General features: G+C 63.0%; 32 protein-coding genes. 15 read left to right on the top strand and 17 right to left on the bottom strand.

Annotated features, from left to right (window positions below):
• Positions 1-7: 7 nt before the first annotated feature.
• The 3 genes from rlmD (at position 8) to mazG (ending at position 4,623) form a co-directional block, all read left to right on the top strand.
• Positions 8-1,360 (top strand): 23S rRNA (uracil(1939)-C(5))-methyltransferase RlmD, encoded by a 1,353-nt coding sequence (gene rlmD / locus M6E97_RS18535; RefSeq protein ID WP_003102417.1) that lies wholly within the window; start codon positions 8-10, stop codon positions 1,358-1,360.
• Between the two features lie 84 nt (positions 1,361-1,444).
• Entirely contained in the window at positions 1,445-3,688 is a 2,244-nt protein-coding gene (gene relA, locus M6E97_RS18530) for a GTP diphosphokinase (protein ID WP_003086042.1), read from the top strand.
• A gap of 104 nt (positions 3,689-3,792) precedes the next feature.
• Positions 3,793-4,623 (top strand): nucleoside triphosphate pyrophosphohydrolase, encoded by an 831-nt coding sequence (gene mazG / locus M6E97_RS18525; RefSeq protein ID WP_003086045.1) that lies wholly within the window; start codon positions 3,793-3,795, stop codon positions 4,621-4,623.
• Positions 4,624-4,666: 43 nt separating this feature from the next.
• Here mazG and lpxO2 read toward each other — a convergent pair whose 3' ends face one another.
• Positions 4,667-5,605 carry a lipid A hydroxylase LpxO2 gene (gene lpxO2, locus M6E97_RS18520; RefSeq protein ID WP_003086047.1) on the bottom strand — a complete coding sequence of 313 codons (939 nt, stop codon included), beginning with the start codon at positions 5,603-5,605 and terminating at the stop codon, positions 4,667-4,669.
• A 232-nt stretch (positions 5,606-5,837) separates the two neighbouring features.
• Here lpxO2 and M6E97_RS18515 point away from each other — a divergent pair, with 232 nt between their 5' ends.
• Positions 5,838-6,377, top strand: a complete 540-nt coding sequence (locus tag M6E97_RS18515; RefSeq protein ID WP_004364066.1) for a DUF2058 domain-containing protein — start codon at positions 5,838-5,840, stop codon at positions 6,375-6,377.
• Positions 6,378-6,564: 187 nt separating this feature from the next.
• The gene (locus M6E97_RS18510) at positions 6,565-7,893 is read left to right on the top strand and encodes a Wzz/FepE/Etk N-terminal domain-containing protein (protein WP_004364065.1); all 1,329 of its coding nucleotides are present in this window, start codon (positions 6,565-6,567) and stop codon (positions 7,891-7,893) included.
• Positions 7,894-7,933: 40 nt separating this feature from the next.
• On the opposite strand, the gene M6E97_RS18505 is transcribed toward M6E97_RS18510, so the two are convergent.
• From M6E97_RS18505 to M6E97_RS18490, 4 genes are all read right to left on the bottom strand, one after another.
• The gene (locus M6E97_RS18505; RefSeq protein WP_003454532.1) at positions 7,934-8,125 is read right to left on the bottom strand and encodes a hypothetical protein; all 192 of its coding nucleotides are present in this window, start codon (positions 8,123-8,125) and stop codon (positions 7,934-7,936) included.
• Positions 8,126-8,218: 93 nt separating this feature from the next.
• A complete protein-coding gene (locus M6E97_RS18500; protein ID WP_003086055.1) occupies positions 8,219-8,545 on the bottom strand; it encodes a Rho-binding antiterminator in 327 nt (108 codons plus the stop codon).
• 5 nt (positions 8,546-8,550) lie between these two features.
• Positions 8,551-8,805 (bottom strand): DUF2024 family protein, encoded by a 255-nt coding sequence (locus M6E97_RS18495; protein WP_023112288.1) that lies wholly within the window; start codon positions 8,803-8,805, stop codon positions 8,551-8,553.
• 11 nt (positions 8,806-8,816) lie between these two features.
• Positions 8,817-9,050 (bottom strand): glutaredoxin family protein, encoded by a 234-nt coding sequence (locus M6E97_RS18490; RefSeq protein WP_003086058.1) that lies wholly within the window; start codon positions 9,048-9,050, stop codon positions 8,817-8,819.
• Between the two features lie 115 nt (positions 9,051-9,165).
• Between M6E97_RS18490 and M6E97_RS18485 the strand changes: the two genes are divergently transcribed.
• Complete coding sequence (locus tag M6E97_RS18485) at positions 9,166-9,726, top strand: MarR family winged helix-turn-helix transcriptional regulator (protein ID WP_023099884.1); 561 nt, start codon at positions 9,166-9,168, stop codon at positions 9,724-9,726.
• A 53-nt stretch (positions 9,727-9,779) separates the two neighbouring features.
• Here M6E97_RS18485 and M6E97_RS18480 read toward each other — a convergent pair whose 3' ends face one another.
• From M6E97_RS18480 to purM, 3 genes are read right to left on the bottom strand one after another with little or no spacing between them, the layout of a single operon-like run.
• Complete coding sequence (locus M6E97_RS18480) at positions 9,780-10,496, bottom strand: DUF3108 domain-containing protein (RefSeq protein WP_023096002.1); 717 nt, start codon at positions 10,494-10,496, stop codon at positions 9,780-9,782.
• On the bottom strand, positions 10,489-11,157 hold the full coding sequence (gene purN / locus M6E97_RS18475) for a phosphoribosylglycinamide formyltransferase (protein WP_003086063.1): 669 nt from the start codon (positions 11,155-11,157) through the stop codon (positions 10,489-10,491). Before purN ends, M6E97_RS18480 begins: the two co-directional genes overlap by 8 nt.
• Positions 11,157-12,218: a phosphoribosylformylglycinamidine cyclo-ligase gene (purM, locus tag M6E97_RS18470; protein WP_003134243.1), complete on the bottom strand. Its 1,062-nt coding sequence runs from the start codon at positions 12,216-12,218 to the stop codon at positions 11,157-11,159. Before purM ends, purN begins: the two co-directional genes overlap by 1 nt.
• A 213-nt stretch (positions 12,219-12,431) precedes the next feature.
• On the opposite strand from purM, the gene M6E97_RS18465 reads away from it, so the two are divergent.
• Both M6E97_RS18465 and hda read left to right on the top strand, forming a co-directional pair.
• Complete coding sequence (locus M6E97_RS18465; protein ID WP_033939153.1) at positions 12,432-13,469, top strand: DUF2066 domain-containing protein; 1,038 nt, start codon at positions 12,432-12,434, stop codon at positions 13,467-13,469.
• 201 nt (positions 13,470-13,670) lie between these two features.
• Entirely contained in the window at positions 13,671-14,375 is a 705-nt protein-coding gene (gene hda, locus M6E97_RS18460) for a DnaA regulatory inactivator Hda (RefSeq protein WP_003102398.1), read from the top strand.
• A gap of 203 nt (positions 14,376-14,578) precedes the next feature.
• Here the strand turns inward: hda and M6E97_RS18455 are convergent, their stop codons facing one another.
• The 3 genes from M6E97_RS18455 to arsC are packed head-to-tail and all read right to left on the bottom strand — an operon-like array spanning position 14,579 to position 15,946.
• On the bottom strand, positions 14,579-14,998 hold the full coding sequence (locus tag M6E97_RS18455; RefSeq protein ID WP_033939154.1) for a DUF2069 domain-containing protein: 420 nt from the start codon (positions 14,996-14,998) through the stop codon (positions 14,579-14,581).
• A 1-nt stretch (position 14,999) separates the two neighbouring features.
• Positions 15,000-15,596: an NAD(P)H:quinone oxidoreductase gene (wrbA, locus tag M6E97_RS18450; RefSeq protein ID WP_003102394.1), complete on the bottom strand. Its 597-nt coding sequence runs from the start codon at positions 15,594-15,596 to the stop codon at positions 15,000-15,002.
• Positions 15,593-15,946 (bottom strand): arsenate reductase (glutaredoxin), encoded by a 354-nt coding sequence (gene arsC / locus M6E97_RS18445; RefSeq protein ID WP_003140785.1) that lies wholly within the window; start codon positions 15,944-15,946, stop codon positions 15,593-15,595. Before arsC ends, wrbA begins: the two co-directional genes overlap by 4 nt.
• A 124-nt stretch (positions 15,947-16,070) precedes the next feature.
• Between arsC and M6E97_RS18440 the strand changes: the two genes are divergently transcribed.
• On the top strand, positions 16,071-17,306 hold the full coding sequence (locus tag M6E97_RS18440) for a YihY family inner membrane protein (protein WP_003109945.1): 1,236 nt from the start codon (positions 16,071-16,073) through the stop codon (positions 17,304-17,306).
• Positions 17,307-17,464: 158 nt separating this feature from the next.
• Positions 17,465-17,650: a hypothetical protein gene (locus tag M6E97_RS18435; RefSeq protein WP_009878006.1), complete on the top strand. Its 186-nt coding sequence runs from the start codon at positions 17,465-17,467 to the stop codon at positions 17,648-17,650.
• A 10-nt stretch (positions 17,651-17,660) separates the two neighbouring features.
• Here the strand turns inward: M6E97_RS18435 and M6E97_RS18430 are convergent, their stop codons facing one another.
• The gene (locus M6E97_RS18430; RefSeq protein WP_003109947.1) at positions 17,661-18,044 is read right to left on the bottom strand and encodes a hypothetical protein; all 384 of its coding nucleotides are present in this window, start codon (positions 18,042-18,044) and stop codon (positions 17,661-17,663) included.
• 344 nt (positions 18,045-18,388) lie between these two features.
• Here M6E97_RS18430 and M6E97_RS18425 point away from each other — a divergent pair, with 344 nt between their 5' ends.
• Both M6E97_RS18425 and M6E97_RS18420 read left to right on the top strand, forming a co-directional pair.
• Complete coding sequence (locus M6E97_RS18425) at positions 18,389-18,853, top strand: TlpA disulfide reductase family protein (RefSeq protein ID WP_003102387.1); 465 nt, start codon at positions 18,389-18,391, stop codon at positions 18,851-18,853.
• Positions 18,853-19,128 carry an acylphosphatase gene (locus M6E97_RS18420; protein ID WP_003102385.1) on the top strand — a complete coding sequence of 92 codons (276 nt, stop codon included), beginning with the start codon at positions 18,853-18,855 and terminating at the stop codon, positions 19,126-19,128. The genes M6E97_RS18425 and M6E97_RS18420 overlap by 1 nt, the downstream gene beginning before the upstream one ends.
• A gap of 16 nt (positions 19,129-19,144) precedes the next feature.
• On the opposite strand, the gene M6E97_RS18415 is transcribed toward M6E97_RS18420, so the two are convergent.
• Together M6E97_RS18415 and M6E97_RS18410 are read right to left on the bottom strand one after the other, a co-directional pair.
• Positions 19,145-20,101 (bottom strand): hypothetical protein, encoded by a 957-nt coding sequence (locus M6E97_RS18415; protein WP_033939158.1) that lies wholly within the window; start codon positions 20,099-20,101, stop codon positions 19,145-19,147.
• Between the two features lie 8 nt (positions 20,102-20,109).
• Positions 20,110-21,825, bottom strand: coding sequence for a proline--tRNA ligase (locus tag M6E97_RS18410; RefSeq protein WP_003086089.1), 1,716 nt, complete (start codon positions 21,823-21,825; stop codon positions 20,110-20,112).
• A gap of 107 nt (positions 21,826-21,932) precedes the next feature.
• Between M6E97_RS18410 and M6E97_RS18405 the strand changes: the two genes are divergently transcribed.
• Complete coding sequence (locus tag M6E97_RS18405) at positions 21,933-22,340, top strand: PaaI family thioesterase (RefSeq protein WP_003086091.1); 408 nt, start codon at positions 21,933-21,935, stop codon at positions 22,338-22,340.
• Positions 22,341-22,403: 63 nt separating this feature from the next.
• On the opposite strand, the gene oprD is transcribed toward M6E97_RS18405, so the two are convergent.
• On the bottom strand, positions 22,404-23,735 hold the full coding sequence (gene oprD / locus M6E97_RS18400) for an outer membrane porin OprD (protein ID WP_003086093.1): 1,332 nt from the start codon (positions 23,733-23,735) through the stop codon (positions 22,404-22,406).
• A gap of 718 nt (positions 23,736-24,453) precedes the next feature.
• Between oprD and M6E97_RS18395 the strand changes: the two genes are divergently transcribed.
• Positions 24,454-24,882 (top strand): HIT family protein, encoded by a 429-nt coding sequence (locus M6E97_RS18395; RefSeq protein WP_003086095.1) that lies wholly within the window; start codon positions 24,454-24,456, stop codon positions 24,880-24,882.
• A complete protein-coding gene (locus M6E97_RS18390; protein ID WP_003086099.1) occupies positions 24,883-25,092 on the top strand; it encodes a SlyX family protein in 210 nt (69 codons plus the stop codon).
• Between the two features lie 48 nt (positions 25,093-25,140).
• On the opposite strand, the gene M6E97_RS18385 is transcribed toward M6E97_RS18390, so the two are convergent.
• Together M6E97_RS18385 and M6E97_RS18380 are read right to left on the bottom strand one after the other, a co-directional pair.
• Positions 25,141-25,755, bottom strand: coding sequence for a cold-shock protein (locus M6E97_RS18385; RefSeq protein ID WP_003106665.1), 615 nt, complete (start codon positions 25,753-25,755; stop codon positions 25,141-25,143).
• 213 nt (positions 25,756-25,968) lie between these two features.
• A complete protein-coding gene (locus tag M6E97_RS18380) occupies positions 25,969-26,439 on the bottom strand; it encodes a Dps family protein (RefSeq protein WP_003086103.1) in 471 nt (156 codons plus the stop codon).
• Positions 26,440-26,511 lie beyond the last annotated feature (72 nt).

Genomic DNA, 26,511 nt, shown 5'->3' with positions numbered 1-26,511 from the left:
CATGTCCATGGCCAGAAATAAGGGCGGGCTGCGCTTCCAGCCCAGCGGTGGTGCGCGCGGTCCCGCGATACCGGTAGGCAAGAAGCAGCGCCTGACCATCGAGCGCCTGGCCCATGACGGCCGAGGTATCGCCCACGAGGCGGGGATGACCTGGTTCGTCAGCGGCGGGCTGCCTGGCGAGGAACTTGAGGCCCGGGTGCTGGGCGCGCGAAGCAAGGTGGTCGACGCGCGCAGCGAGCGCCTGTTCAGCAGTAGCGACCTGCGTCGCCGCGAGCCCTGCACTGTAGCGGGTCGCTGCGGCGGCTGCACCCTGCAGCACCTGGAACACGGCGAGCAGTTGGCCCTGAAGCAGCGTACCTTGCAGGAGCAGTTGCAGCGTTTCGCCGGGATCGAGCCGGAAGAATGGGCCGCCCCCCTGGTCGGGCCCGAATTCGGCTATCGGCGCCGCGCTCGGATCGCCGTGCGCTGGGATGCCAGGGCGCGGCGTCTGGATGTCGGCTTCCGTGCCTCGGCCAGCCAGGAGATCGTCGCCTTCGATGAGTGCCTGGTCCTGGTGCCGCCTTTGCAAACGATTGCCCGTGCCCTGCCTGCTCTTCTGCAGGACTTCCGCAAGCCGGAAAGCATCGGCCACGTGGAACTCTTCCATGGCACGGCCAGTGCATTGCTGTTGCGGCATACGACTGCCCTGGTCGACGAGGATCGCCAGCGCCTGGCCGCTTTCTGTTCCGCACACCAGGCCCAGCTCTGGCTGCAAGGTGCGGAACAGCCCTTGCCGGTGGAGCCGGCCGCCGAACTGGGCTACTCCTTGGGTGACTGGCAACTGACTCTGGCGTACCGACCCGGAGACTTCGTCCAGGTCAATGCGCCGGTGAACGAGTCGATGATCCGCCAGGCCCTTGACTGGCTGGCGCCGACCGCCGACGAGCGGGTCCTCGACCTGTTCTGCGGGCTGGGCAATTTCTCCCTGCCGCTGGCGCGCCGGGTGGCGCGGGTAGTCGGGGTGGAGGGCGTGGCGGCGATGGTCGAGCGGGCAGGCGCCAACGCGCTGGCCAATGGCCTTGGCAACGCGCACTTTTTCCAGGCCGACCTGTCCAAAGCGCTTGCCGAAGCGCCCTGGGCGGAGCAAGGTTTTACCGCTGTGCTGCTCGATCCGCCGCGCGACGGCGCGTTCGAGGCGGTACGCGAAATGAGTTCTCTGGGTGCCCGGAGGGTAGTCTATGTATCCTGCAATCCGGCGACCCTGGCGCGCGATGCTGGCGAAATGGCCAGGCAGGGCTATCGTCTGAAGCGCGCCGGAATCCTCGATATGTTTCCGCAGACCGCACATGTCGAGGCCATGGCTTTGTTCGAGGCAGGCTAGGATGCCTGCGTAATCCGACCAGCCCGTTCGAAGGCTGGCGCAGTCATCGGTGGGCTACGCGCACCGTGGTAAAGGGTAGGCAAGATGGTACAGGTGAGAGCGCACCAGCCGGTCAACACCGACGGCAGTATCAACCTCGAGGCCTGGCTGGACCACGTCCAGAACCTCGTCCCCGGGCTCGATCGTCAGGGCTTGCTGGAGGCTTGCGAGTTCGCTCGCGAATCCGAGCAGCGAGCGATCGCCGCACAGAACTCCTGGGCAGAAGGCACGTCCAGCTTCCAGACCGGACTGGAAATCGCCGAGATCCTCGCGGACCTCAAGCTGGATCAGGAGTCCCTGGTCGCCGCGGTCATCTATCGAGGCGTGCGGGAAGGCAAGATCACCCTGGAAGCGGTCAACAAGCATTTCGGGCCGGTGGTGGCCAAGCTGATCGAGGGCGTGCTGCGCATGGCCGCAATCAGCGCCAGCCTCAATCCGCGCCATTCCATGGTGCTGGGTACCCAGGCGCAGGTGGAGAACCTGCGCAAGATGCTGGTGGCGATGGTCGACGACGTTCGCGTCGCTCTGATCAAGCTGGCCGAGCGCACCTGCGCCATTCGCGCGGTGAAGAATGCCGACGAGGAAAAGCGCCACCGCGTCGCCCGGGAAGTCTTCGATATCTACGCGCCGCTGGCCCACCGCCTGGGCATCGGGCATATCAAGTGGGAGCTGGAGGACCTGTCCTTCCGTTACCTCGAGCCCGACCAGTACAAGCAGATCGCCAAGCTGCTGCACGAGCGCCGGCTGGATCGCGAGCAGTACATCGCCAACGTGATGAGCCAGTTGAAGGAAGCTCTCGCGGCCACCGGCGTACAGGCCGATCTCAGCGGGCGGGCGAAACACATCTATTCGATCTGGCGCAAGATGCAGCGCAAGGGCCTGGACTTCAGCCAGATCTACGACGTTCGCGCCGTGCGCGTGCTCGTTCCGGAGATGCGCGACTGCTACACCGCGCTGGGCATCGTGCATACCCTCTGGCGGCACATTCCCAAGGAGTTCGACGACTACATCGCCAACCCCAAGGAAAACGGCTATCGCTCGCTGCATACCGCAGTGATCGGCCCCGAGGGGAAGGTGCTGGAAGTACAGATCCGTACCCACTCCATGCACGAAGAGGCGGAGCTCGGGGTCTGCGCGCACTGGCGCTACAAGGGGACCGACGTCAAGGCCAGCTCCAACCATTACGAGGAAAAGATCTCCTGGCTGCGCCAGGTGCTCGAATGGCACGAGGAACTGGGCGACATCGGTGGCCTGGCGGAGCAACTGCGGGTCGATATCGAGCCGGACAGGGTCTACGTCTTCACTCCCGACGGCCACGCCATCGACCTGCCCAAGGGCGCGACCCCGCTGGATTTCGCCTATCGGGTCCACACTGAAGTCGGGCACAACTGCCGCGGGGCGAAGATCAACGGACGCATCGTGCCGCTGAACTACAGCCTGCAGACCGGCGAGCAGGTCGAGATCATCACCGGCAAGCACAGCGGTCCGAGCCGTGACTGGCTGAACAGCAACCTGGGCTACGTCACCACCTCCCGGGCGCGGGCGAAGATCGTCCACTGGTTCAAGCTGCAGGCGCGGGACCAGAACGTCGCTGCCGGCAAGGCCCTGATCGAACGCGAGCTGTCGCGCCTGGCGCTGCCGCCGGTGGATTTCGACCGGCTGGCGGAGAAGGCCAACGTGCGTACCGCCGAGGATATGTTCGCCGCTCTCGGCGCCGGCGACCTGCGCTTGGCGCACCTGGTCAACTATGCCCAGCAACTGGTCGAGCCGGACCGCGACAGCGAGCAACTCGAACTGATCCCGCGCAAGCCGAGCAAGATCGGCCACGGCAAGCGCGGCGACGTGCAGATCCAGGGTGTCGGCAACCTCCTGACGCAGATGGCCGGCTGCTGCCAGCCGCTGCCGGGAGATCCCATCGTCGGCTACATCACGCTGGGCCGTGGGGTCACCATCCACCGCCAGGATTGCGCCACCGCGCTGCAACTGGCGGGACGCGAACCGGAGCGGATGATCCAGGTCAGCTGGGGGCCGGAGCCGGTTCGCACCTATCCGGTGGATATCGCGATCCGTGCCTATGATCGTTCCGGCCTGTTGCGCGACGTGTCCCAGGTGCTGCTCAATGAGCGGATCAACGTTCTGGCGGTGAATACCCGTTCGAACAAGGAAGACAACACCGCGACCATGCAACTGACCATCGAGATTCCCGGTCTGGACGCTCTTGGACGCCTGCTGGCGCGCGTTTCGCAACTGCCCAACATCATCGAGGCGCGGCGCAACCGTACGCCTTGAGGCGAGGCGGAAACAGGCCACGGGCGCTCGCAGGCTGCCCGTGGCCTTTTCGTTTCCGGAAAGGGCAGAATGCCCGGACCGTTCACTGAAGACCCGAGATACCCATGTACCGACTCGACGACCTGCTCCACCTCATGGCGCGCCTGCGCGATCCCGAATTCGGCTGCCCCTGGGATCTCCAGCAGAGCTACGCGACCATCGTCCCGCACACCCTGGAAGAAGCCTACGAAGTAGCGGACGCCATAGAGCAGGGGGATTTCCCGCAATTGCGCGAGGAACTGGGCGACCTGCTGTTCCAGGTGGTTTATTACAGCCAGTTGGCTCGCGAAGAGGATCGCTTCGCTTTCGACGAGGTGGTGGACGGCATCACCCGCAAGCTGATCCGTCGACATCCCCACGTATTCCTCGATGGCGATCTCTATGGCAAGCCCGATGCGGCGAAGCTCGCCGAAGCGGCGGTCAAGCAGCGCTGGGAAGAACTGAAGGCCGAGGAGCGTGCCGCCAAGGCCAAGGAGCCGCAGCAGTTGTCGCTGCTGGATGACGTTCCTGTCGCCCTGCCGGCGTTGTCACGGGCGGCGAAGCTGCAGAAGCGCGCGGCGCAGGTCGGTTTCGACTGGCCGGAAGCGCTGCCGGTGGTGGACAAGGTTCGCGAGGAGCTGGACGAAGTCCTCGAGGCGATGGCAGAGGGTGACGAGGGTGCCGTGGGCGAGGAGGTTGGCGACCTGCTGTTCGTCGTGGTCAACCTGGCCCGGCATCTCAAGGTCGATCCGGAGGCTGCTCTGCGCCAGGCCAACGGCAAGTTCGAGCGGCGCTTCCGATTCATCGAGCGGAACCTGCGCGAAGCCGGCCGGAAAGCCGAAGAATGTTCGCTGGAGGAACTGGACAGCCTCTGGGGCGAGGCTAAGAAAGCGGAGAGGAGCGCGCCTGGCTGTTGATGGGGAAAATTACCGTGGCAGCCGGGCTGCCACGGCATCTGAATCAGCCGAAGATCCAACGATAGAGGATGACCAGCAGGATCACCGCCAGCACCGGGCGGAGGATTCGGTAGGCCTTCGGGTAGGCGCGTTTGAAGCGCTTCACCTGGGCGCCGATGGCATTGCCGCCGCGAATGGCGACCGAGTAGGCCTGGTTGATGCTGCCGACGCGTTCGCCTTCGACGTTCTGCGGTGCGGTCGCACGCCCGAGAATGCCGCTGATCCAGCGATTGAGCCGGGTCAGCAGGCGGGAGCGGAGCGGCCGCTCGATATCGCAGAAGAGAATCACCCGGGTCTGCTCGGTCTCGTTCTTCACCCAGTGGACGAAGGTTTCGTCGAACATCACGTCTTCGCCATCACGCCACGCGTAGGGCTGGCCGTCGACGTAGATGCGGCAGTTGTCCGAATTCGGCGTGGACAGGCCGAGGTGATAGCGCAGCGAGCCGCCGAAAGGGTCGCGGTGCGGATTCAGGTGGCTGCCGCCGGGAAGCAGGGTGAACATCGCGCCCTTGACGTTGGGGATGCGGCTCACCAGCTCTACGGTCTTCGGGCAGAGCTGCTGGGCGGAGGGCAGCGGGCCGTCGTACCAGGTCAGGTAGAAGCGCTTCCAGCCTTTCTTGAAGAACGAGCCGAAGCCGGCTTCGTTGTTGTTCAGGGCAGCCCGGATATAACCCTCGTCGAACAGGTTGAGGGCTTCTTCGCGGATGGTTTGCCAATTGTTCTTCAGTTCGTCCAGCTCTGGAAAACGGCTGCGATCCAGATAGGGCTTCGAGGGGACGCTGGAGAACAGGTACATCAGCGAGTTGTAGGGGGCGAACCAGGCGGAGTGGTTGACCAGTTGACGCAGGAAGGGCAAGCGCGCGCGCCCACGGAAATGGACGAACAGGACGCTGGCGACGAACAGGCCCACCAGAGTGACTTTTACCAGGAGAGAAACGCTCATGCCTTGCTTTCCATGCCTTCGATATCAGGGGCCGGGAGGAGTGCCTGCGGGTGCTCGGGACGGTAGGGAGGGGTCTCCAGGGCATGCGTGGCAGTTTGCGAGCCGCCGAGACTTGCGTTGAGGCGGCTGAGGCTGGAGGATTATACCCCCTGCGAGGGCCGGCTGAACCCCAGTCGGCTGGAAGATTATGCCGCACCCCACCGGGCGTGCCACGCGAGCGAGTCGTTGACGAATGAGCATGTCATTGCGTGACCAGTTGCTGAAAGCCGGGCTGGTCAATGAGAAACAGGCCAAGCAGGCCACCAAGCAGAAACAGAAACAGCAGCGCCTGGAGCACAAGAACCAGGTCGACAAGGACGACTCCCAGCGCCAGGCGGCGGAGCAGGCCAAGGCGGAAAAGCTGGCGCGCGACCAGGAATTGAACCGCCAGCAGCAGGAAAAAGCCGAGAAGAAGGCCAAGGCCGCGCAGATCAAGCAACTTATCGAAGGGACGCGCCTGCCCAAGCTGGAAAGCGACGACTACTACAATTTCGTCGACGCCAAGAAGGTCAAGCGGATCGCGGTCAACGACCTGATCCGCGACAAGCTGAGCCGAGGCAGCCTGGCTATCGTCAGCTATGACGGACGCTACGAGATCGTGCCCCGGGATGCGGCGGTGAAGATCCAGGAGCGCGATCCGCGGCGGGTGGTGCTGCTCAACATACAGAGCCAGGAGCCGGACGAAGACGATCCCTACAAGGACTATGTGGTGCCCGACGATCTCATGTGGTGAGGTCCGCATCCGGAGTGTCGCTTGACCGGTACGGATGCCGGTCAACTACCAATTCTGGAATGCGAAGCAGTTCTAAAATAACTACCGATGATTTCGTTTCGATAGCATAATGCCTTTCCTCAGAAATCTCCTACGGCTGCCTTTGCGTGCATCTGTGGGCTAGCCGCCTATCGAAAAGGACGTTGGTATGCCTTCCTCACAGCTTCCGGGGGCTTCGCCCTCGGAGATCGATATCGTTCAGCTGTTCCAGCAATTGTGGGCGTCGAAGTGGCTGATAGCGCTGATCGCGGCCTTGGCGACCGCCGCTGCGCTCGCCTATGCGCTGTTGGTCGTTCCGACCTACCAGGTGGATGTCCTGTTGCGGCCGATCCAGACCAAGGCCCTGGAGGCTGTCAACATCGAAGGTCTTTACGCCATGACTCCGCGGGAAGCGTTGGAGCGCGTCGGCAACGAGCTGGCAGCCTACTCCGGCAGGCTGGAGTATTTCGAAGCACATCCAGAGCTATTCCAGCAATTGAACACCGAGGGCCTGTCCCCCGAGCAGGCTTTCTGGAAGTTCAACCAGGATGCCTTCAGCATGCAGCAGACGGACTTGAAGAAGGCCCCCCAGGCGGCGCCTTTCTTCCGCTTGTCCATGCAGTATCCCCAGGGCATGGATGGTGCCGCCATTCTCAACGGCATGCTCGCGTCGACCATCGAGAACGAGCGCCAGCGAATCCTGGACGACCTCCAGGCACGTATCGACGGTCGCCTGCAATTCCTCGAGCAGGATATCGAAGGCAAGCGTGCCAGTTACCAGGCTAGCAAGGAAGGCAAGATCGCCCGGTTGCTGGAAGCGGACAGCATCCGGCGGGCTGGCTTGGAGGATGAACTCAGGGCGTTGCGCGGGCGGCTGAAGATGGTGCGCGGCTCTCGTATCCAGCAGCTCAACGAAGCCATCCAGATCGCCACGCGGCTGGGGATCGTCAAGCCGACCACCCCGGGCGCACTGGGAGAGGTCGGGCAGGATGGCTCGCGCAGCGTTTTCCGCACCGAGGTGAATAACCAGCAGATTCCCCTGTATTTCATGGGCGTCGATGCCTTGACCGCCGAGCGCGATACCTTGCTCAAACGCAAGGGCGATGACTTCACCGAGCCCCGCGTAGCGACGATCCAGCAAGAGCTGAAACAGTTGGAGAACAACCGTGAAGTGCAATACCTGCAGGCTCGAAAGGGCGAGGAGCGTTTCTTCGAAAACATCGACAAGCTGCGTGGAGAGCAGGCGCGTCTACAGACCTTGAGGGCAAGTGACCTTAAGATCGAACTGGTACGGGTCGACCAGAAAGCTGCAACGCCTCTGAGGCCGATCAAGCCACGCAAGGCTCTAGTGGTGGCCTTGGGCCTCCTGGGTGGGCTGGCGCTCGGCGTGCTGGTGGCTCTGGTTCGGGCGATGTTGCGTGCCCCACGGCAACGGGTACAGGAAGATAGCCTGCCGCCGGGAGTCGTCAGCCTCGACCGGAGCCTTTCCGGGACCTGAGACCAAAGGTGCGCCCCCGAAGTACGCGGGGGCGCATGGTTCAGGCCGATTTACCTATCTGCCGCAGTTCTTCTTCTTTCTCCAGTTTGATCCGATAGGCGTGGGCGTCATCCTCGTTATGGAAGACGCCAACCAGCAGTCCCTGCTGATGCACGTCCCAGCAGCGGCGGCCAAGCGCACGCAGCTCGCGGGATTTGTGGTCATCGTCACGCTCGGTCACTGTCACACTCATCTTTTCTGCTCCAGGGTTGATCTGCATCAAGGCAAATCCAGCCTATTTCAATAGCAGGCTAATCAAATAGTCCTGGAATTGAGAAAAACCTTTTCAGTTTCCAAGGTGTGAAGGTGGCATGCCGGATGCTCTGGAACAGGCCTCTTCCCTCAGGCGTATGCGGCCGAACAAGGCCGCTTCCGTGAGGGCGGTAATCGCCAACAGGCGATCCAGGCGCAGCAGCAGAGTCGCTCCTTCGACGGCCACCTCAAGGTATTCCTCCTTGCCGCCGCCTGGCCGAACGGCCCGGGTATGCGTCGTGCGCGCCTCGGCTTCGAAGCGAACACCATCCTCGAGTTCGAGGAGCAACCGGTAGCGGTAGAGGCAGGCGATCTCCAGGTAGTCATGGAGATCGCAGGCGATCGGGTGGTAGCTGTCCATTGGCCTCAACAGCCTTCCAGGGGAAGGATGTAATGGCCATGGAGCCGAATGGCTTCGGCAACCTCTGCTGTCGCAATCTCGCTATGGCAGTAGCTGCAATGCCCCTGGCTGATATCGGCCTCGTCTATGCCTCTTCCGGAGAGCCAGCGTCGAGCGAACTCGCCGGCGCGAGCCCCCAGCTCCTCCGTGACCAGGACATCGAAGTGCAGGTAGCGGCCGTCGCGGGTTCGCACATGGGTGTCGAAGATCTTCACCTCCATGGCCGTTCTCCTTATTTCAGATCGCTGAGCGCCGCACCGAAGTTAAGGTGCAGTACCTGTCCGTCGACAACCAGGGCAGGAACCGACTTGACCCCGGCCTTTTCCGCCTCGGCGATGCGTGCCGATTGTTCGGCGAGATGGACCACTTCGATGTCCACCTGCTTGCGATCGAGCAATGGCAGCAAGGAACGTTCGGCTTCGACACAGATTGCGCAGCCGGCGTGGTAGTAGATGGCTTTGGTCATGCTGATTCTCCTGTAGGAATTTAGTATCGATACGATACGTTTTCAGCCTAAACAAGGGGCGACCTCTTTGTCAAACATGTTTTTAGTCGATACTATATTGGCAAGGAGGTATCCCATGTCCGCCATCGCCCTTTACGATTATCTGGAAAGGCTGACCAGCCTGATGCGTGCCTGGTCCCGCGAGCAGCCGCTGGTGGCTGAGCTGCAGCCGGTGCAGTTGAGCGCCTTGCATTACCTGGCGCGTTGTAATCGCTATTCGGATACTCCGCTGGGCGTGACCGAATACCTCGGCTTGACCAAGGGCACAGTGTCGCAATCGCTCAAGGTGCTGGAAGGGCGGGGGCTGATCAGCAAGCTGCCGGATGCGCGGGATCGGCGCAGCGTTCATCTGCGGCTGACCGATGCGGGGCGCGCGCTGATCGAGGCGGTGATTCCGCCGCAGTTCCTCGAGCAGGCCGTCACGGCACTGGGCGAGAAGGGCGAACACTTGCAAGGCTTGTTGCGTGATCTTCTGGTCGTCATCCAGCGTCAGGAGGATGTGCCTGGTTTCGGCCTTTGTCGGTCCTGCCGGTTCCATCAACGGCGTGCGGGCTCGCCCTTCTGCGGTCTAACCGGGGAGCCGTTGAGCGCTGCCGATGCCGAGCTGATCTGCCGCGAGCACCAGGCCTGCGGCTGATCCGCGGGCAATAAAAAACCGGGCAATGGCCCGGCTTTTCGTGGGAGGGGGGATCAGTTCTTTTCGCCAGTGACGGTCTTGCCGTCGATGGTGCCTTCCTTGAGCATGATCTGGTATTCCTTGCCGTCGGTTTCCATCTGGTACAGGCGGACCAGCAGGTAGTCCCAGTCCTTGGCGAACCAGAGGATGGTCTTGCGGTTGCTCTTGCCCGGATCACGCACGCGCTCGACCTTGATCGCGTTGATTAGGCCGGCCTGGGTGCGTACCTTTTCCTCGCCGAGAACCCGGAAGTCGTAGGTATCGACATCCTCGCCCTCGATGATCTGGTAGCTCATGCTCTTCTTGCCGTCGGCAACGTCATGCTGCAGGACCAGTTGATAGGTGGACTTGTCCAGTTGACCGCGATTCAGGGGTTGCCGCACCGCATCGCCGCGGTCGCTGCCGAGCACCTGCTTCTGCGACCAGTCGAAGTCCAGTTCGATCTGCTTGCCTTTGCCCAGACCTTGGCGGGCGAAGCGATAGGTCTGTGGCAGGAAGGTGTCGTTCTCGACCTTGAAGGTACTGACTTCGTTGAGACTGGCCAGCAGCATGGAGGCCTCGAAGTCCAGTTGCCAGCGGCCGTCGCCGAGAGCCTTCAGGCTGCGGGAGGCATTGCCGCTGATGGGCATCTGTTTCCAGTCGGCGGTATAGCTGGCGGTGAACGGCTTCAGCTCGAAAGCATAGGCCGGCAGGGTCAGCAGCGTCAGCAGGAACAGCATGGCTTTACGCATTGCGAATCTCCTTGGTGCGAATCTGATGGCCGGTGGCAGGCAGGGCCTGGCCATCCAGCAGGGCGCCCTGTTCGCCCAGGCGCAAGCGGCCCTCGGCGAACCAGCGCATGGCCAGCGGGTAGATCCGGTGTTCTTCCTCGTGAACCCGTCTGGCCAGGCGTTCCGGCGTATCTTGCGACTCTACCGGGATTACTGCCTGTACGACCAGTGGCCCCCCATCGAGTTCCTCCGTCACGAAGTGCACGCTGCAACCGTGCTCGCGGTCGCCGGCTTCGAGGGCGCGTTGATGGGTATGCAGCCCTTTGTGGCGCGGCAGCAACGAGGGATGGATATTCAGCAGTCGCCCCTGGTAATGGCGAACGAAATCGGCGCTGAGGATGCGCATGAACCCGGCAAGGATCACCAGGTGCGGTTCATGGGCATCGATCCGTTGTGCCAGGGCCTGGTCGAAGCTTTCGCGATCGGCATAGGCCTTGTGATCGAGCACCTCGGTCTGGATGCCGGCCTGGCGCGCGCGTTCCAGGCCATAGGCGTCCGCGCGGTTGGAGATCACCGCGCGGATCCGGGCCGGCGTGGCGCCCTCCCGGAGGCTGTCGATCAGCGCCTGCAGGTTGCTGCCGGAGCCGGAAATCAGCACCACGACATTGCAGAGTTTCGGCATCAGTGGTTTTTCAGATTGTTCAGGACCACGCGCTCGGCGTCCGCGCCGCAGGTTTCGATGCGACCGATCTGCCAGGGTTGCTCGCCGGCGGCACGCAGGACTTCCAGGGCTTTCTCGGCGTCGCTCTGGGCCACGCAGATGACCATGCCGACGCCGCAGTTGAGTACGCGATGCATCTCGGTCTCGTCGACGTTGCCCTGTTCCTGCAGCCAGTCGAATACCGCCGGACGGTTCCAGCTGGCGACATCGATCACGGCCTGGGCGTTGTTCGGCAGGACGCGCGGGATGTTGTCCAGCAGGCCGCCGCCGGTAATGTGAGCCATGGCCTTGACCGCGCCGGTCTGCTTGATCAGTTGCAGCAGCGGCTTGACGTAGATGCGGGTCGGCGCCATCAGCAGGTCGGCCAGCGGCTTGCCGTCGAGTTGGACCTGCTCGATGTCGGCGCCGGAAACCTCGATGATCTTGCGGATCAGGGAGTAGCCGTTGGAGTGCGGGCCGGAGGAGGGCAGGGCGATAAGCGCGTCGCCGGCCTGGACCCTGGAGCCGTCGATGATCTCGGCCTTTTCCACGACGCCGACGCAGAAGCCGGCCAGGTCATAGTCTTCGCCTTCGTACATGCCGGGCATTTCGGCGGTCTCGCCGCCGACCAGGGAACAGCCCGCCAGTTCGCAACCGGCACCGATGCCGGTGACTACGGTGGCGGCGACGTCGACGTTGAGCTTGCCGGTGGCGTAGTAGTCGAGAAAGAACAGCGGCTCGGCGCCGCAGACCACCAGGTCGTTGACGCACATCGCCACCAGGTCCTGGCCGATGCTGTCGTGCTTGTTCAGGTTGAGCGCCAGGCGCAGCTTGGTGCCCACCCCGTCGGTGCCGGATACCAGCACCGGCTGCTTGTAGCCGGCCGGGATTTCGCAGAGGGCGCCGAAGCCGCCGAGGCCGCCCATCACTTCCGGGCGTGCGGTGCGCTTGGCCACGCCTTTGATGCGTTCCACCAGGGCTTCGCCGGCGTCGATGTCCACACCAGCGTCCTTGTAGCTCAACGAGGGTTGCTTGCTGCTCATAAATCCAGGCCTATAGGGGTAATTCGGAGATCGGCCGGCCGCCCAGGCGTGCAACGCTGTTTGCCGGTTTTGAAGGCGCGCGATTTTATCAGGCTTGCCACGCAGCGGCCATCTCGGTTGCCGCTGGACGGACTGCTGTTTAAGGTATAGGTCCACTTGCGCGGCCTTCACAGCTCGTCGCCGCCGTTCCCATCCGTTCGTCGAGAGCCCTCCATGCGCATAGCCCGACTCTTCGTTCTCTGTTTTTCCCTGCTAGGCTTGCCCGTCTTCGCGGCAACGGTCCCCAATCTCTACCAGGTCCACGAGCCGGTTTCGTCGCAGCAGCCCGGGGAGCGCGATGCCGGACTGGTGCGAGCCCTGCAGACCCTGCTGGTGCGCCTGACCGGCAATCCGCAGGCGCCGCAGAATCCGGCATTGGCGGGGTACCTGAAGGATCCGCAGCAACTGATCAGCCAGTACGCCTTCGAAAATGGTCCGCCGCTGGCGCTGGTGGTCGATTTCGATCCAACCGCCACCGGTAATGCGCTGCGGGCCGCCGGCCTGCCGAGCTGGGGCGCCAACCGACCGGCGGTGCTGGCCTGGTGGCTGAACGAAAGCGCCGATGGCAGCACCCTGGTCGGTGACAACCAGGCCTCGGCCGAACCGCTCAAGCGTGCGGCGCAGAACCGCGGCTTGCCGTTGCGCCTGCCTCTGGCGGATCTCGACGAGCAGATCGTCGGTACCCCGGAGAACCTCACCGCCGCCCAACCCGATGCCCTGCGCGCAGCCTCCGAGCGTTATGCCGCCGATGCCTTGCTGGCAGTGGACGCCAAGGAGGCGGACGGCAAATGGCAGGCGCAATGGCGGCTGTGGATGGGCGATTCGCGGGAGCAAGGCCAGGCTGAAGGCGCTACGCCCGACGCGTTGGCAGACAGCGTGATGCTGGCCGTCGGCAACCGCCTGTCCACTCGTTTCGTTGCCACGCCGGGAGCGGCGACCGGCCTGACCCTTCAGGTCCAGGGCGCGACATTGGCACGCTATGCCGAGTTGCAACGCCTGCTCGATCCGTTCGGCGCGCGTCTGGTAGGCGTGCGGGGCGATCGCCTCGACTATTCCGTGAAGGCCAGTCCCGAGCAATTGCGTGCCCAGCTGGGCCTGGCGCAGTTGCAGGAAATCCCGGCCGACAGCGTACCGCTGGATGCCTCTGGCCAGCCCGCAGCGCCCAGCGCGGCGGTGCCGTCGTCGACCCAACTGAATTTCCGCTGGCAGTGAGTCGGCGCGCCGATCCGCTCCTATGCAACGGAGCGGGCCGGCGCGCGACCGGCCGATGCTCTGGGCAAGGAGCCTCGGCTATCGGCAAACCTTTGATTTTGCTTGCCTAGTTGCTCATTGTGCGGCCCTGCCGAGGCGTATAAACTTTGCAGCCTTTACGGTGACTCCTGCGGCGTTTTCGGATTGTCCGCCCAGCCTGGCATGAAACCTATTCAGCTTCCCCTCAGTGTGCGTCTGCGCGACGACGCCACCTTCGCCAACTACTATCCCGGTGCCAATGCCGCGGCACTGGGATATGTCGAGCGTTTGTGCGAAGCCGAGGCTGGCTGGGCGGAAAGCCTCATCTACCTCTGGGGACACGACGGCGTCGGTCGCAGCCACCTGTTGCAGGCGGCCTGCTTGCGTTTCGAGCAGTTCGAAGAGCGAACCATCTACCTGCCGATGGCCGATCTGGTGCAGTACGGCCCGGAAATCTTCGACGATCTCGAGCAGTGCGAGCTGGTCTGCATCGACGACCTGGATGTGCTGGTTGGCAAGCGAGAGTGGGAAGAGGGGCTGTTCCACCTGTTCAATCGACTGCGCGATACCGGTCGGCGCCTGCTGCTGGCGGCATCGAAGTCGCCCCGGGAGCTGCAGGTCAAGCTGCCGGACCTGAAGTCCCGCCTCACCATGGCGCTGATCTTCCAGTTGCACGGTCTTTCCGACGAGGACAAGCTTCGTGCCCTGCAACTGCGGGCATCCCGTCGTGGCTTGCATCTGACCGATGAAGTCGGTCGTTTCATCCTCAACCGCGGTTCGCGCAGCATGAACTCTCTGTTCGATCTGCTGGAGCAACTGGATCGCGCTTCGCTCCAGGCTCAGCGCAAGCTGACCATTCCTTTCCTCAAGGAAACCCTCGGCTGGTAAGCGTCGACAGTCCGTCGGCGAACTCCCGCATGGCCGTGCCGCAGTCCTTGGGTTTCGCTTGCAGCAGGAAGTGACCGCCTTCTATCCGTCTCTCCATCCATGCGCCGGCAATACCGGAGCGCTGGTTGTCCGCAGGCTTACCGGCGGTCGGTCGGCACTGGAAAGCGGCGCAGGCAGGGCAGGAGGGGGCTCCTGCCTTACCATCAGCGTTCCCCGGCGACCCTTCGGTCGTACTGGAATCGCCAGCGCGTATAGAGCAGCGCGGCGCAGAACAAGGTCACGCTGAGTAGCACTTCGGCCCAGCCGAACAGGCGCTGCGTGGGATCGAAGGCGGCGAGTACGCCGAGGATGAAATACAGGTTGACCACGTAGCAGGCCCAGGCATGCCCGCGCGCGCTGCCCATGAGCAGTCCGGGGGCCACCACCAGCAGCGGCAGCAGCTTGAAGGCGAGGACCAGCCAGGGCACCCAGCTCGCTGCACCATGGGCGTCCGCGTAGATCAGGTCGCGAATGAGGATGAGCAGGACCAGGCCGACGAAGCTTCCCAGGCTGGTGGCGCGGCTGAGCGCCAGGCGCGGCAGCAGCCACGCTACTTCGGGCAGCGGTTTGTTCTTGCGGGCCATTTCAACTCCCCAGCTTGCCGGCGGTTTCCGCCAGGCGTTTGCCCAGCGCGCGACACAGGGTCAGTTCGTGCTCATCGAGACTGCGCTTGCCATCGGCGCCGGCGAAGTGGCTGGCGCCGTAAGGCGTGCCGCCGCCGCGGGTTTCCAGCAGGGCGGGTTCGCTGTAGGGAATGCCCAGGACCAGCATGCCGTGGTGCAGCAACGGCAACAGCATCGATAACTGAGTGGTCTCCTGGCCGCCGTGCAGGCTGGCGGTGGAGGTGAAGACCGCTGCCGGCTTGCCGACCAGGCCGCCGGTCAGCCACAGGCTACTGGTACCGTCGAGGAAGTATTTCAGCGGGGAAGCCATGTTGCCGAAGCGGGTCGGGCTGCCGAGGGCCAGGCCTGCGCAGTTCTTCAGGTCCTCCAGGGTTGCGTACAGCGCCCCCTCCGCGGGGATGTCCGGGGCGACCGCTTCGCATTCGGTGGATACCGCGGGAACCGTGCGTACGCGCGCCTCGAAGCCGCCTTGTTCGACGCCACGGGCGATCTGCCGGGCCATTTCCGCGGTAGCGCCATGGCGACTGTAGTACAGCACCAGGATGTAGGGACTGCTCAAACGAGGATCTCCAGGACTCTTTCCGGAGGCCGGCCAACCACCGCCTTATCACCCGCGACCAGCACCGGACGCTCGATCAGCTTCGGATGCCTGGCCATTGCCTCGATGATGGCCTCTTCGCCAAGACTGGGCTCATCCAGGCCGAGGGCCTTGTATTCGTCCTCCCCGGTCCGCAGCAACTGGCGGGCGGGAATGCCGAGCTTGGCCAGGATCGCTTTCAGCTCGGCGGCGCTCGGCGGGGTTTCCAGATAGCGCACCACCTGCGGTTGCAGGCCGCGGGCTTCGAGCAGTTCGAGCGCTGCGCGGGATTTCGAGCAGCGCGGATTGTGCAACAGGATCAGTTCGCTCATGTCAGGGGTCGCATGGCCGGTGAAGTGACGGCTATTCTAACCGCCTCGTCGACCAGGACTGAACCCGTCGGCGCGAAGTACCGCCCCGAGAGGCGAAGAACCGGCGCGACTTCAAGGAGAGGGCATGCGCGAACATTTCAACGATGGGGTCGAGTTCGCTCGCTTCCTCGCTCATCGCTTCGTCACCGACAAGGCTCCCAACAGCGCGGCGGCGCTGACCTACACCACGTTGTTCGCGGTAGTGCCGATGATGACGGTGATGTTTTCCATGCTTTCGCTGATTCCGGCATTCCATGGCATGGGCGAGTCGATCCAGACTTTCATCTTTCGCAATTTCGTGCCTTCCGCTGGAGAAGCGGTGGAAACCTACCTGAAGAGTTTCACCACCCAGGCCCGGCACCTGACCTGGGTCGGGGTGGTCTTTCTGGCAGTCACCGCCTTCACCATGCTGGTGACCATCGAGAAAGCCTTCAACGAGATCTGGCGGGTTCGCCAGCCACGCCGGGGTGTCGGGCGGTTCCTCCTCTACTGGGCGATCCTCAGCCTGGGCCCATTGTTGCTGGGGGCCGGCTTCGCCGTGACCACCTACATCACTTCGCTGTCGCTGCTCCATGGCCCGGACGCGTTGCCGGGCGCGGAGACGCTGCTAGGGCTGATGCCGCTGGCGTTCAGCGTGGCGGCCTTCACCCTGCTCTATTCGGCGGTCCCGAACGCCCGGGTCCCGGTGCGCCATGCCCTGATGGGCGGCGTGTTCACCGCGGTACTGTTCGAAGCCGCGAAAACCCTGTTCGGGCTGTACGTAAGCCTGTTTCCCGGCTACCAGTTGATCTACGGTGCCTTCGCCACCGTGCCTATCTTCCTGTTGTGGATCTATCTTTCCTGGATGATCGTTCTGTTCGGCGCGGTGCTGGTCTGCAATCTCTCTTCTTCCCGTCTCTGGCGGCGGCGCTCGCTGCCCAAGCTGATCGTCCTGCTCGGCGTGCTGAGGGTGTTCCACCAACGCCAGCAGCTTGGGCAATCGCTGCGCCTGACCCACTTGCATCGTGCGGGTTGGCTGTTGCCCGAGGATGAGTGGGAGGAACTGCTGGACTTTCTCGAGAAGGAGCAGTTCGTCTGCCGCGCCGGCGGAGGCGAGTGGGTGCTGTGCCGGGATCTTGGCGCCTACAGTCTGCACCGCTTGCTGAATCGCTGCCCCTGGCCCATGCCTAGCCGAGAGCGCATGCCTGCGAATCTGGACGAGGCGTGGTATCCGCCGTTCCAGCAGGCCATGGAGCGCTTGCAGGTGGAGCAGGAGGCGCTGTTCGGAGAAAGCCTGGCCCACTGGCTGGCGGACGGAACCTCGGGAGTGAAGGTGACGTAAAGTGTCAGTTTGCGGCGAACGATGTGCATGAGGCGCTGCATGCTGCCGAAGGAATCCCAGCAAGCGCAGGGAAAGCGCTGTTGGCACGCTTCTGGCAAACCCCTGTGTGACAGTCGTTTCACTCCGTAGTTCCGCCGAGGTTCCCGTTCATGCTCCCAATGTCGAACAAGGTCGTCCATTTGCATCACAAGGATGAGCAGGCAGCGCTTGAGCGTTTGAACCGGATTACCGGGCTGCAGTTCAGCAGTTGGCCGGAGTCGCTGGTGCCGGCGCGCAGCGTCAGCGAACCGTCGCCTGAGAAAGTGCGGGACGAACCCCTGTTCGATCAGGTACGCCAGGGCTGAGCGATCCGGCTCAAGCTTCGGACACCTGCTGTGACCTGTTTTCCTGCTCCACCGCTTGTACGAAGAACTCCTCCACGACCAGTCGGGAAAAGGCCGTCGCCGACTTCAGGCGTACCTGCATGTTCTCCACTTTCTGCCGTACGGGCAGGCGGGCAATGCCGGAAAGCAGGATGCGTTGCTGGCGGTCGATTCGTCCGTGATCCACCGCCACTTCGCGCTGGCGCCCGCCATCCAGATAGCTGACCACCAGTGACACCAGCAGGTCGCAGGCATCCGGAAGATGTAGCCAGGCGGCAATGTTGTAGTCCGCGACCAGGCCCTCGTGGGCTGTCAGGGTTGGGCGTGCGGCATCCACCAGGTGTGCGGGGACGCTTCCGATCAGATGGTCTTTCATAAGCAGCAGTGTGTCCGTTTAAAAGGGCTTCGGACTCGTCGCTCTCGACTTCTCCCCAAGTCGATCCTGCCGATGCCTGGGCATACGGCCGGTTGAGTCGTCGCGTCGTGTGTGGCACGCGGATTATAGGGGTGGTCCTTTGCGTCAAACTGTGCGGTTCGACGGCGATCGTCGTGACTCTTCTCGCACTTTGTGCCTTGTAGGAAGTATCGGGGCTTCTTCTTCCCATATTCGTCTCCACTCGGTTTTGCAGAGGTGGATGGCTTCCAGTAAGGTCTCGCCATAGTGCCGCGCCGGGTTGCCCTGGTCCGGCCGATGTTTTCCTGACTCGAGAGGTTCCTGACATGGGGAGTTGGCTACGCCCGCTGGGCGCTGCTGCGGTGTTGTTTCTCGCGGGCTGTTCGGCGGATTACGGAGTCGACCAGGACGGGCGTCCTGTCGCTGCGGAGCAGTTGGACGGGCATTGGCTGGTGGTCAATTACTGGGCTGACTGGTGCGCGCCCTGCCGGACCGAGATTCCGGAGATGAATCGCCTTGCGCAGGTGCTGGAAGGGCAGGGCGGGCGCGTCATTGGCGTGAATTTCGATGGCTTGCGCGATGCCGAGTTGAAGAAGTCGGCCGATGGCATGGGGATTCGCTTCACCGTGCTGGCCGATGATCCGGCGCCTCGCTTCAAGCTCCCTCGCAGCGAAGCGTTGCCTGTCACCTATATCGTCGATGCTCGGGGGGAAATGCGTCAGCGTCTGCTGGGCGAGCAGACGGCCGATGGCATATTGAAACAGCTCGAGGCTTTGCGGGAGGGACGCTGATGGCGAGGATCTGCTTGCATGCCTATGTCGGCGGCCGGGTACAGGGCGTCGGTTTCCGCCAGGCGACCCGGGAAGAGGCTGATCGCCTCGAACTCGACGGTTGGGTGCGCAACCTGGATGACGGGCGTGTCGAAGTCGTCTGGGAGGGCGAGGAGGACCGGGCGAAAGCCCTGGAGCGATGGCTGGGGCGGGGCCCGCGGCACGCGGAGGTCTCTGCGGTCGAGGTCGAGCAAATGCCGCTGCAGGGGATCGCTGGCTTCGTCGTCCGTCGCTGACGAGGCGAGTTCGCCGTCAGGGCGTCTCGCCAGGGTCCGCGGCCAGGCGTCCGGCATCCCGGAGCAGGGCATGCATGAACTGCTGCTGCAGTTCGGGGTCGTTGCGCGTGAGTTCGATCAGGCTCTGTTCCAGTTCGCTGGCTTCTTCTTCCAGGCCCAGCTCCGCGAGGCGTTTCACCCGATGGACCCAGTGGTGGACGTCATCGCCTTCCAGGTCGTCATAGATCAGGGCGTGAGCTTCCAGGAGCTTGCCGCGCAGGCTGCGGCTGACGCGGAGGCTGGCATCGGCGCGGGTACCATCCTGCGGGTCGCTCACCGAAAGATGTATCTGCGAGATGCGGCTGATGTCCTGTTCGGCGAAGGGGCTGTCAAGCAGGTTGAGGCGCAGCACGCCATGACGGTCGGTAAGCAGTTCGTTGAGTTCCTTGCCGGAACTGACCATGACCGGACGCTCCGCCCAGGGCAGGCTGGAGTACTCCAGGCGCTTGTCGCGCTGTTTCTCGTCGATGCTCGCGAGATTCTGTTCGGCGCGACCGTTGGATTCCACGTTCATGAACGGATTCACCCCGGCCAGCCCATAGTTGATCCAGCCGTGGGTGATGTTGTCCGGTACGCTGCCGAAGGTCACCACGTTGACGATGTTCGCTCCGACGCCGGCCACCAGCGCCACCGCGCCCAACGGGATCTCGTAGATCTCCCGCCAGGCCTGGTACGGCGTATAGCGGTCGTAACGGCGCGTCACCTCGAACTCGGTGACCTCGAAGGACTTCTGGTCGTTGATCCGGACCCGGCGCTGCGGTAGTTCGAGCACATCGGGCTGGCCGACATCGACTTGCAGGGTATGTTCGAGCAGCTTCCGCTCGACGCGCTCCTCATGCTCGCTACGCTGCGGCAACTGGTTGGCGCAGCCGCTCAGCAGAAGGCCGCCGCACAGGGTGGCGGCGAATAGGCGCAGGGGTCTTCCGGTGGGCATCGTTACGCTCAGCGGCTGAGTTTTTCGGTGATGAACGACATCAGTTCGCCGATCGGCAGGTTCTGCGACTCGCTGTCACGGCGGCCCTTGTATTCCAGGACGCCTTCGTTGAGGCCGCGGTCGCTGATCACGATGCGGTGGGGAATGCCGATCAGCTCCATGTCGGCGAACTTCACCCCGGGGCTGGTCTTCTTGTCGCGATCATCCAGCAGCACTTCGAAACCGGCTGCGGTCAGCTCGGCATAGAGCTTGTCGGTCGCCTGCTTGACGCTCTCGGTTTCGTACTTCAGCGGTACCAGGGCGATCTGGAACGGCGCCAGTGCGCTTGGCCAGAGAATGCCACGCTCGTCATGGTTCTGTTCGATGGCGGCGGCGACCACGCGGGATACGCCGATGCCGTAGCAGCCCATGATCAGGTTGACCGGCTTGCCCTGTTCGCTCAGGACGTTCAGCTTCATCGCTTCGCTGTACTTGGTGCCAAGCTGGAAGATATGACCGACCTCGATGCCGCGCTTGATCACCAGGGTGCCCTTGCCGTCCGGGCTGGGGTCGCCTTCGACGACATTGCGCAGGTCGGCGACCTCGGGCAGCGGCAGGTCGCGCTCCCAGTTCACGCCGAAGTAGTGCTTGTCCTCGATGTTGGCGCCAGCGGCGAAATCGCTCATCAGGGCGACGGAGCGGTCGACGATGCAGGCGATCGGCAGGTTGACCGGGCCCAGCGAGCCGGGGCCGGCGCCGATGGCGGCACGGATCTCGGCCTCCGACGCGAATACCAGCGGGCTGGCGACCAGCGGCTGGTTGGCGGCCTTGATTTCGTTGAGTTCGTGATCGCCGCGGACGATCAGGGCGACCAGGGTGCCTTCTTCGGCGCCATGCACCACCAGGGTCTTGATGGTTTTCTCGATCGGTAGCTGGAAGCCGTCCACCAGGGCCGTGATGGTCTTGGTGTTGGGCGTGTCGACCAGGCGCATGTCCTCGGTGGCGCTGCCGCGGGCGCTCTCGCGCGGCACGGCTTCGGCCTTCTCGATGTTCGCGGCGTAGTCGGAGCTGTCGCTGAAGACGATATCGTCCTCGCCGGAGTTGGCCAGCACGTGGAACTCATGGGAGCCGCTGCCGCCGATGGAGCCGTTGTCGGCTTGCACGGGACGGAAATCCAGGCCGAGGCGGGAGAATATCTTGCTGTACGCCTGGTACATCCCGTCGTAGGTCTGCTGCAGCGAGTCCTGGCTCAGGTGGAAGGAATAGGCATCCTTCATGATGAATTCGCGTCCGCGCATCAGGCCGAAGCGCGGGCGGATCTCATCACGGAACTTGGTCTGGATCTGATAGAAGTTGATCGGCAGTTGCTTGTAGCTGTTCAGCTCGTTGCGCGCGAGGTCGGTGATCACTTCTTCGTGGGTCGGGCCTACGCAGAATTCGCGCTCGTGGCGGTCCTTCAGGCGCAGCAGCTCAGGGCCGTATTGCTCCCAGCGCCCCGACTCCTGCCACAGCTCGGCCGGCTGCACCGCCGGCATCAGCACTTCCAGGGCGCCGGCAGCGTTCATTTCCTCGCGGACGATGGTCTCGACCTTGCGCAGTACCCGCAGGCCCATTGGCAGCCAGGTGTAGAGACCCGAGGCCAGGCGACGGATCATGCCGGCGCGAAGCAGCAGTTGATGGCTGATTACCACCGCGTCGGCGGGGGTTTCTTTGAGCGTGGAAAGCAGATACTGACTGGTACGCATCTTTGGCCGTTATGTCGGTTGTATCGGGAGGAATGGCTGGGCATTGTACGGTGCCGGTCTGGCTGCGTACAGGGCGCCGGCCATCGATGATGAGGAGTCAGCAGGCAATGAACGCGGCGCAGGTACAGGCGTTGATCCGCATGGGGCTGCCCATGGCCGAGGACATCGATTTTCGTGTCGAGCGTCTCGACGAACGACATGCGCTGGCGCGCATACCTTTTCACGGCAAGCTGGTGCGTCCCGGTGGAACGTTGTCCGGCCCGACCATCATGGCGCTGGCCGACGCGGCGATGTACGCGGTCATTCTCGGGCGTCTCGGGGCGGTCGAGATGGCCGTGACCTCGAACCTGAACATCAACTTCCTCAGCAAGCCCAGGCCCGAGGACCTGTTGGCCGAGGCGAGCATCCTCAAGCTGGGGCGGCGCCAGGTCGTCTGCGAGGTCGGGGTGTTTTCGCAGAGTAATGAGGAAGACCTGGTGGCCCATGTGACCGGTACCTACGCCCTTCCTTTATAGGCGCGTTGCCGCCGAGAAGAAAAAACCCGGCGATGCCGGGTTTTTTCGTTGCCTGTCGGTCGATTACAGGATCGACAGCGGATAGTCGACGATCAGGCGGAACTCGTTCTGGTCGCCTTCGGCCTGGTCGGCGTTGGCGCGGTGCCAGGCCTGGCGGATGCGGAACGACAGGTCCTTGGCCGGACCGGACTGGACCACGTACTTGGCTTCCAGGTTGGTCTCGTGGTGCTTGCCGTCCTCGCCGTAGCCGTAGTTCTTATAGCCGACGTTGTTGTCAGACATCTTGGTGCCATCGATGTCCTTGCCATTGATATAGCGGACCATGAAAGTCAGGCCGGGAACGCCATAGGAGGCGAGGTTCAGGTCGTAGCGGGCCTGCCAGGATTTCTCGCCGGGGCCGTTGAAGTCGGAGTACTGCACGGAGTTGGCGAGGAAAATCGAGTCACCGCCGCCGCCGGAACCGTTCTCGCCGAAGCCGATATAATCAAACGGCTGATCGCCATGGACCTTCTGGTAGGCCAAGGTGAAAGTGTGCGCATCCAGAGTGTAGGCTGCCGCCAGGGACCAAGTGGTGTTGCTGATGTCGCCGGCCTTGGCCTTGCCTTCATCGTTTGTGCGGTAGATGTTGAAATCGAAGCCCAGCGATTGGTCGGATGCCAGTGGGATGGTGTAGTTGCTGTTCAGGTAATACTGACGATAGATGTCTTCGAGTTCAGCACCGTACAGGGAGGCGCTGAGGTTATCGGTGATTGCGTAGCGGCCCCCAATGAAATCGGCGCTCTTGGCGGTCTCGCCTGCATAGGTTGCGTAGAGTTCGCCGCGCGACTTGGTGGTGGTGCCCTGCTTGCCTTCGGTGAAGTGGCCCGCTTCGAGATCGAGCCCTTCGAGTTCGCTGCTCTGCAGTTGGAAGCCGGTCGCGGTCTGCGGGAACAGGCGGCTGCCGCCGGCGGCGAAGACCGGAGCGGTCGGCTGCATCTCGCCCCACTTCAACATGGTCTTGGAGATGCGTACCTTCACGGCGCCACCGGCGCGGCTGTAGTCGTCACGGGGCGTGCCGTCGTTCATCACCGGCAGGTTGCCGGTACCGCTCTTGTCCGAGGTGCCGTCGAGCTTCAGACCGAGGTAGCCGAAGGCATCGACGCCGAAGCCCACGGTGCCTTGGGTGAAGCCGGATTCATAGGTGGTGAGGAAGCCTTGGGTCCAGTCGACGCGGTCCCCGCTGCCGCTCTTGCCGTCACGGTTGAAATAGTAGTTGCGGAGCAGCAGGTCGAGGCTGCTGTCTTCGATGAACCCCTTCGCTTCGGCCTGATCGCTGACGAATGCGTCGGCCACGGCGAACTGAGTGCTACCTGCGGAAACCGCCAGTGCAATGGCGCTCCACTTCATCACTTTCATTGTGATTGCTCCTTTGGTTTTGAAATTATCTCTGCCATCACAGTGCCGCAGTGACGGCTAGTTCTTCTTGTCGGCGCTAACTTATAGCACGCAGTGTTTCTTGGCGATAGTTGAGGTTCCGAAGCGACGGATTCTTTACGGCGTTGTCGCAAAATTGCATGACGTATGTCGCATCTGCGTAGGTGCGCAGTTGAAAAAATGACGTATGTCGCGGGCTTGGTCACTCTTGTTGAGGTCGCTTCTCAAGTCGCTTTTCCCGATTGGCGGGGTCTTGTAATAAAAATGTCATGTTCCGTACGGCCCCTCTTACTGTGATGAAAGAGGTATAAGCAAACTCCGTGCACAAATTGGAAAACGGCTTCGCCTATGTATTCCAGTTGGTCTCTTCGAGAGCGAAGCTATTCTGTTTGAAAGCAAACGAATCATGCCTTGAAACCTGTTTGTAATCCGTCTGCTTCAAGGGTTGGTTGCCATCGAGTTGTCTGTGGCGAATGCGTTTGTATCCACGGCATGTCTTATGTTCGGCATCGCGCTGTATTCATTCGACCGGCATCTTATGGGGCGTTCGGCAGGAGAGGCGCGCCAAGCTGGGGCGGGCGGATGTGCGGGCTTGCTTTGGCCGGGCGGCGAAGTATCCTGCGCGGCAGTTATGGCGGGTCCCTTCTCGGAAGGAGGGGCTAAGCTGTCCATGAATGACGGTCGAACAGGAGAGGTCAGTATGTTCGCTTTGGATCCCCGGCTGGAGCAGGACACCCTGTTGCTCGGCGACTTTCCCCTCAGCCGCCTGCTGCTGATGAACGATGCCCGCTATCCGTGGTTCATCCTGGTGCCGAGGCGGGAGGATGTCACCGAGCTGTTCCAGCTCGATGTCGATGACCAGCAGGCGCTGTGGCGCGAGGCCACGCTGCTGGCAGAGGTGCTCAAGGACACCTTCCGTGCGGACAAGATGAATGTCGCTAACCTGGGCAATGTGGTCAGTCAGCTCCACATGCACGTGATCGTCCGGCGACGTGGCGACGACGCCTGGCCCGGCCCTGTCTGGGGGCGCCATCCGGCTCAGCCTTATTCTTCCGAGCAGGTCGAGGCGATCCGCGGCAAGTTGCGGATGGTGCTGACCGACGGCTTCCGTTTTGCCGGGGAGGCCTAGATGGAGCTGGACGCGCGCATGGATGACCTGGAATGCCGCCAGGCTTTCCAGGATGACACTTTGCAGGCTCTCAACGATGTGGTGGTCGAGCAGCAGCGCAGCATTGAGCGACTGCAGCTTCAGGTCGCGGCATTGATCAAGCGTCTGGAAGACGTCCAGGGGCTGGTGGGCGAGGCGGGGGAAGACGAAGCGCCTCCTCCCCATTATTGAATGCACAAAAAACCCGCCGTTCGGCGGGTTTTCTGTTTTTCGCGGCGGTCAGCGGCGGGAGGCGATTACGTCTTCCGCCTGCAGGCCCTTGTCCCGTTGTACCACCGAGAACTCCACGCGCTGGCCTTCGATGAGGATGCGGTGGCCTTCGCCGCGAATCGCTCGGAAGTGGACGAAGATGTCCTCGCCCGAATCGCGGGAAATGAAGCCGAAACCTTTTGAGGTGTTGAACCACTTCACGGTACCGGTCTCCCGGTTGCCGCTGTCCTGGCTGCCGCCGAGGGCCGCCGGGGCGCTGGCGCTGCGCGAGACCGGTTTGCCGGGCTTCAGGCTGCCCGCCAGTTGCAGGGCCGTGGCCAGTACCAGGCTTAGCAGGGGCAGGACGATCGCCGGCTGGTCGGCGATGGTCGGCAGCGGCGCCAGCAGGATCAGTGCCTGCAGGACGACGCCCAGGACCAGCAGGGCGGCTGCGCCGGCCTGCAGCGGGCGGGTTGGATGTGACGATTGCAGTACGGGAGCGAAGAGCAGGTTGATCAGGCCCAGAATGGCCAGGTAGATGGCATCGGGATGTTGCAGGAAGGGTGTGGCTTCGGTTCTTAGGCTGGGAATGAAGGACAGCAATAGGGCGGCGACGCCCGTGACCAGAAGGACGATTTTCAACATGTCAATGAGTTCACCTTGATGGGGTAACGATCAAGTAGCCGGACAGCGCTTCGGTGCATGAAACGAAAGGTGCGGAAGGACGGCCGGCCTATGCGTGTGACGCACGGCGGCTATTTAACAGGAAAGCAGGAGGCTACTCAAATCAAGCGGTTGGCGCCGGAGGGGAGGGCGGGGCCCTGAGGCGGGCCCCGCTTTCTATCGAGCGATCGACGATCAGCTGGCGAGAAGGCTGCGCAACATCCAGGCGGTCTTTTCATGTACCTGCATGCGTTGGGTGAGCAGGTCGGCGGTGGGTTCGTCGCTGACCTTGTCCAGCAGCGGGAAGATGCTGCGGGCGGTGCGCACCACGGCTTCCTGGCCCTGGACCAGTTGCCGGATCATCTCCTCGGCTTCCGGCACGCCTTCCTCTTCCTTGATGGACGACAGGCGGGCGTAGGCGGCGTAGGTGCCGGGCGCCGGGAAGCCCAGGGCCCGGATGCGCTCGGCGATGTCGTCCACGGCAACGGCCAGTTCGGTGTACTGACCTTCGAACATCAGGTGCAGCGTATTGAACATCGGGCCGGTGACGTTCCAGTGGAAGTTGTGGGTTTTCAGGTAGAGGGTGTAGGTGTCGGCCAGTAGCCGCGACAGGCCCTCGGCAATGGCTGCGCGATCCTGTTCGCCGATTCCGATATTGATTTCCATGGCGTTCTCCTTTCAGTCGGCCTTGTGAATGGGGCACTCCGAAACAGTTGGAGTGAGGCTAACACAGGGTTT

Source organism: Pseudomonas sp. B111, assembly GCF_026428275.1.
In the GTDB taxonomy this organism is placed as follows: Bacteria; Pseudomonadota; Gammaproteobacteria; order Pseudomonadales; family Pseudomonadaceae; genus Pseudomonas; species Pseudomonas aeruginosa.
The sequence above is the reverse complement of the archived record's forward strand: the minus strand, read 5'-3'. Positions and strand labels throughout refer to the sequence as shown.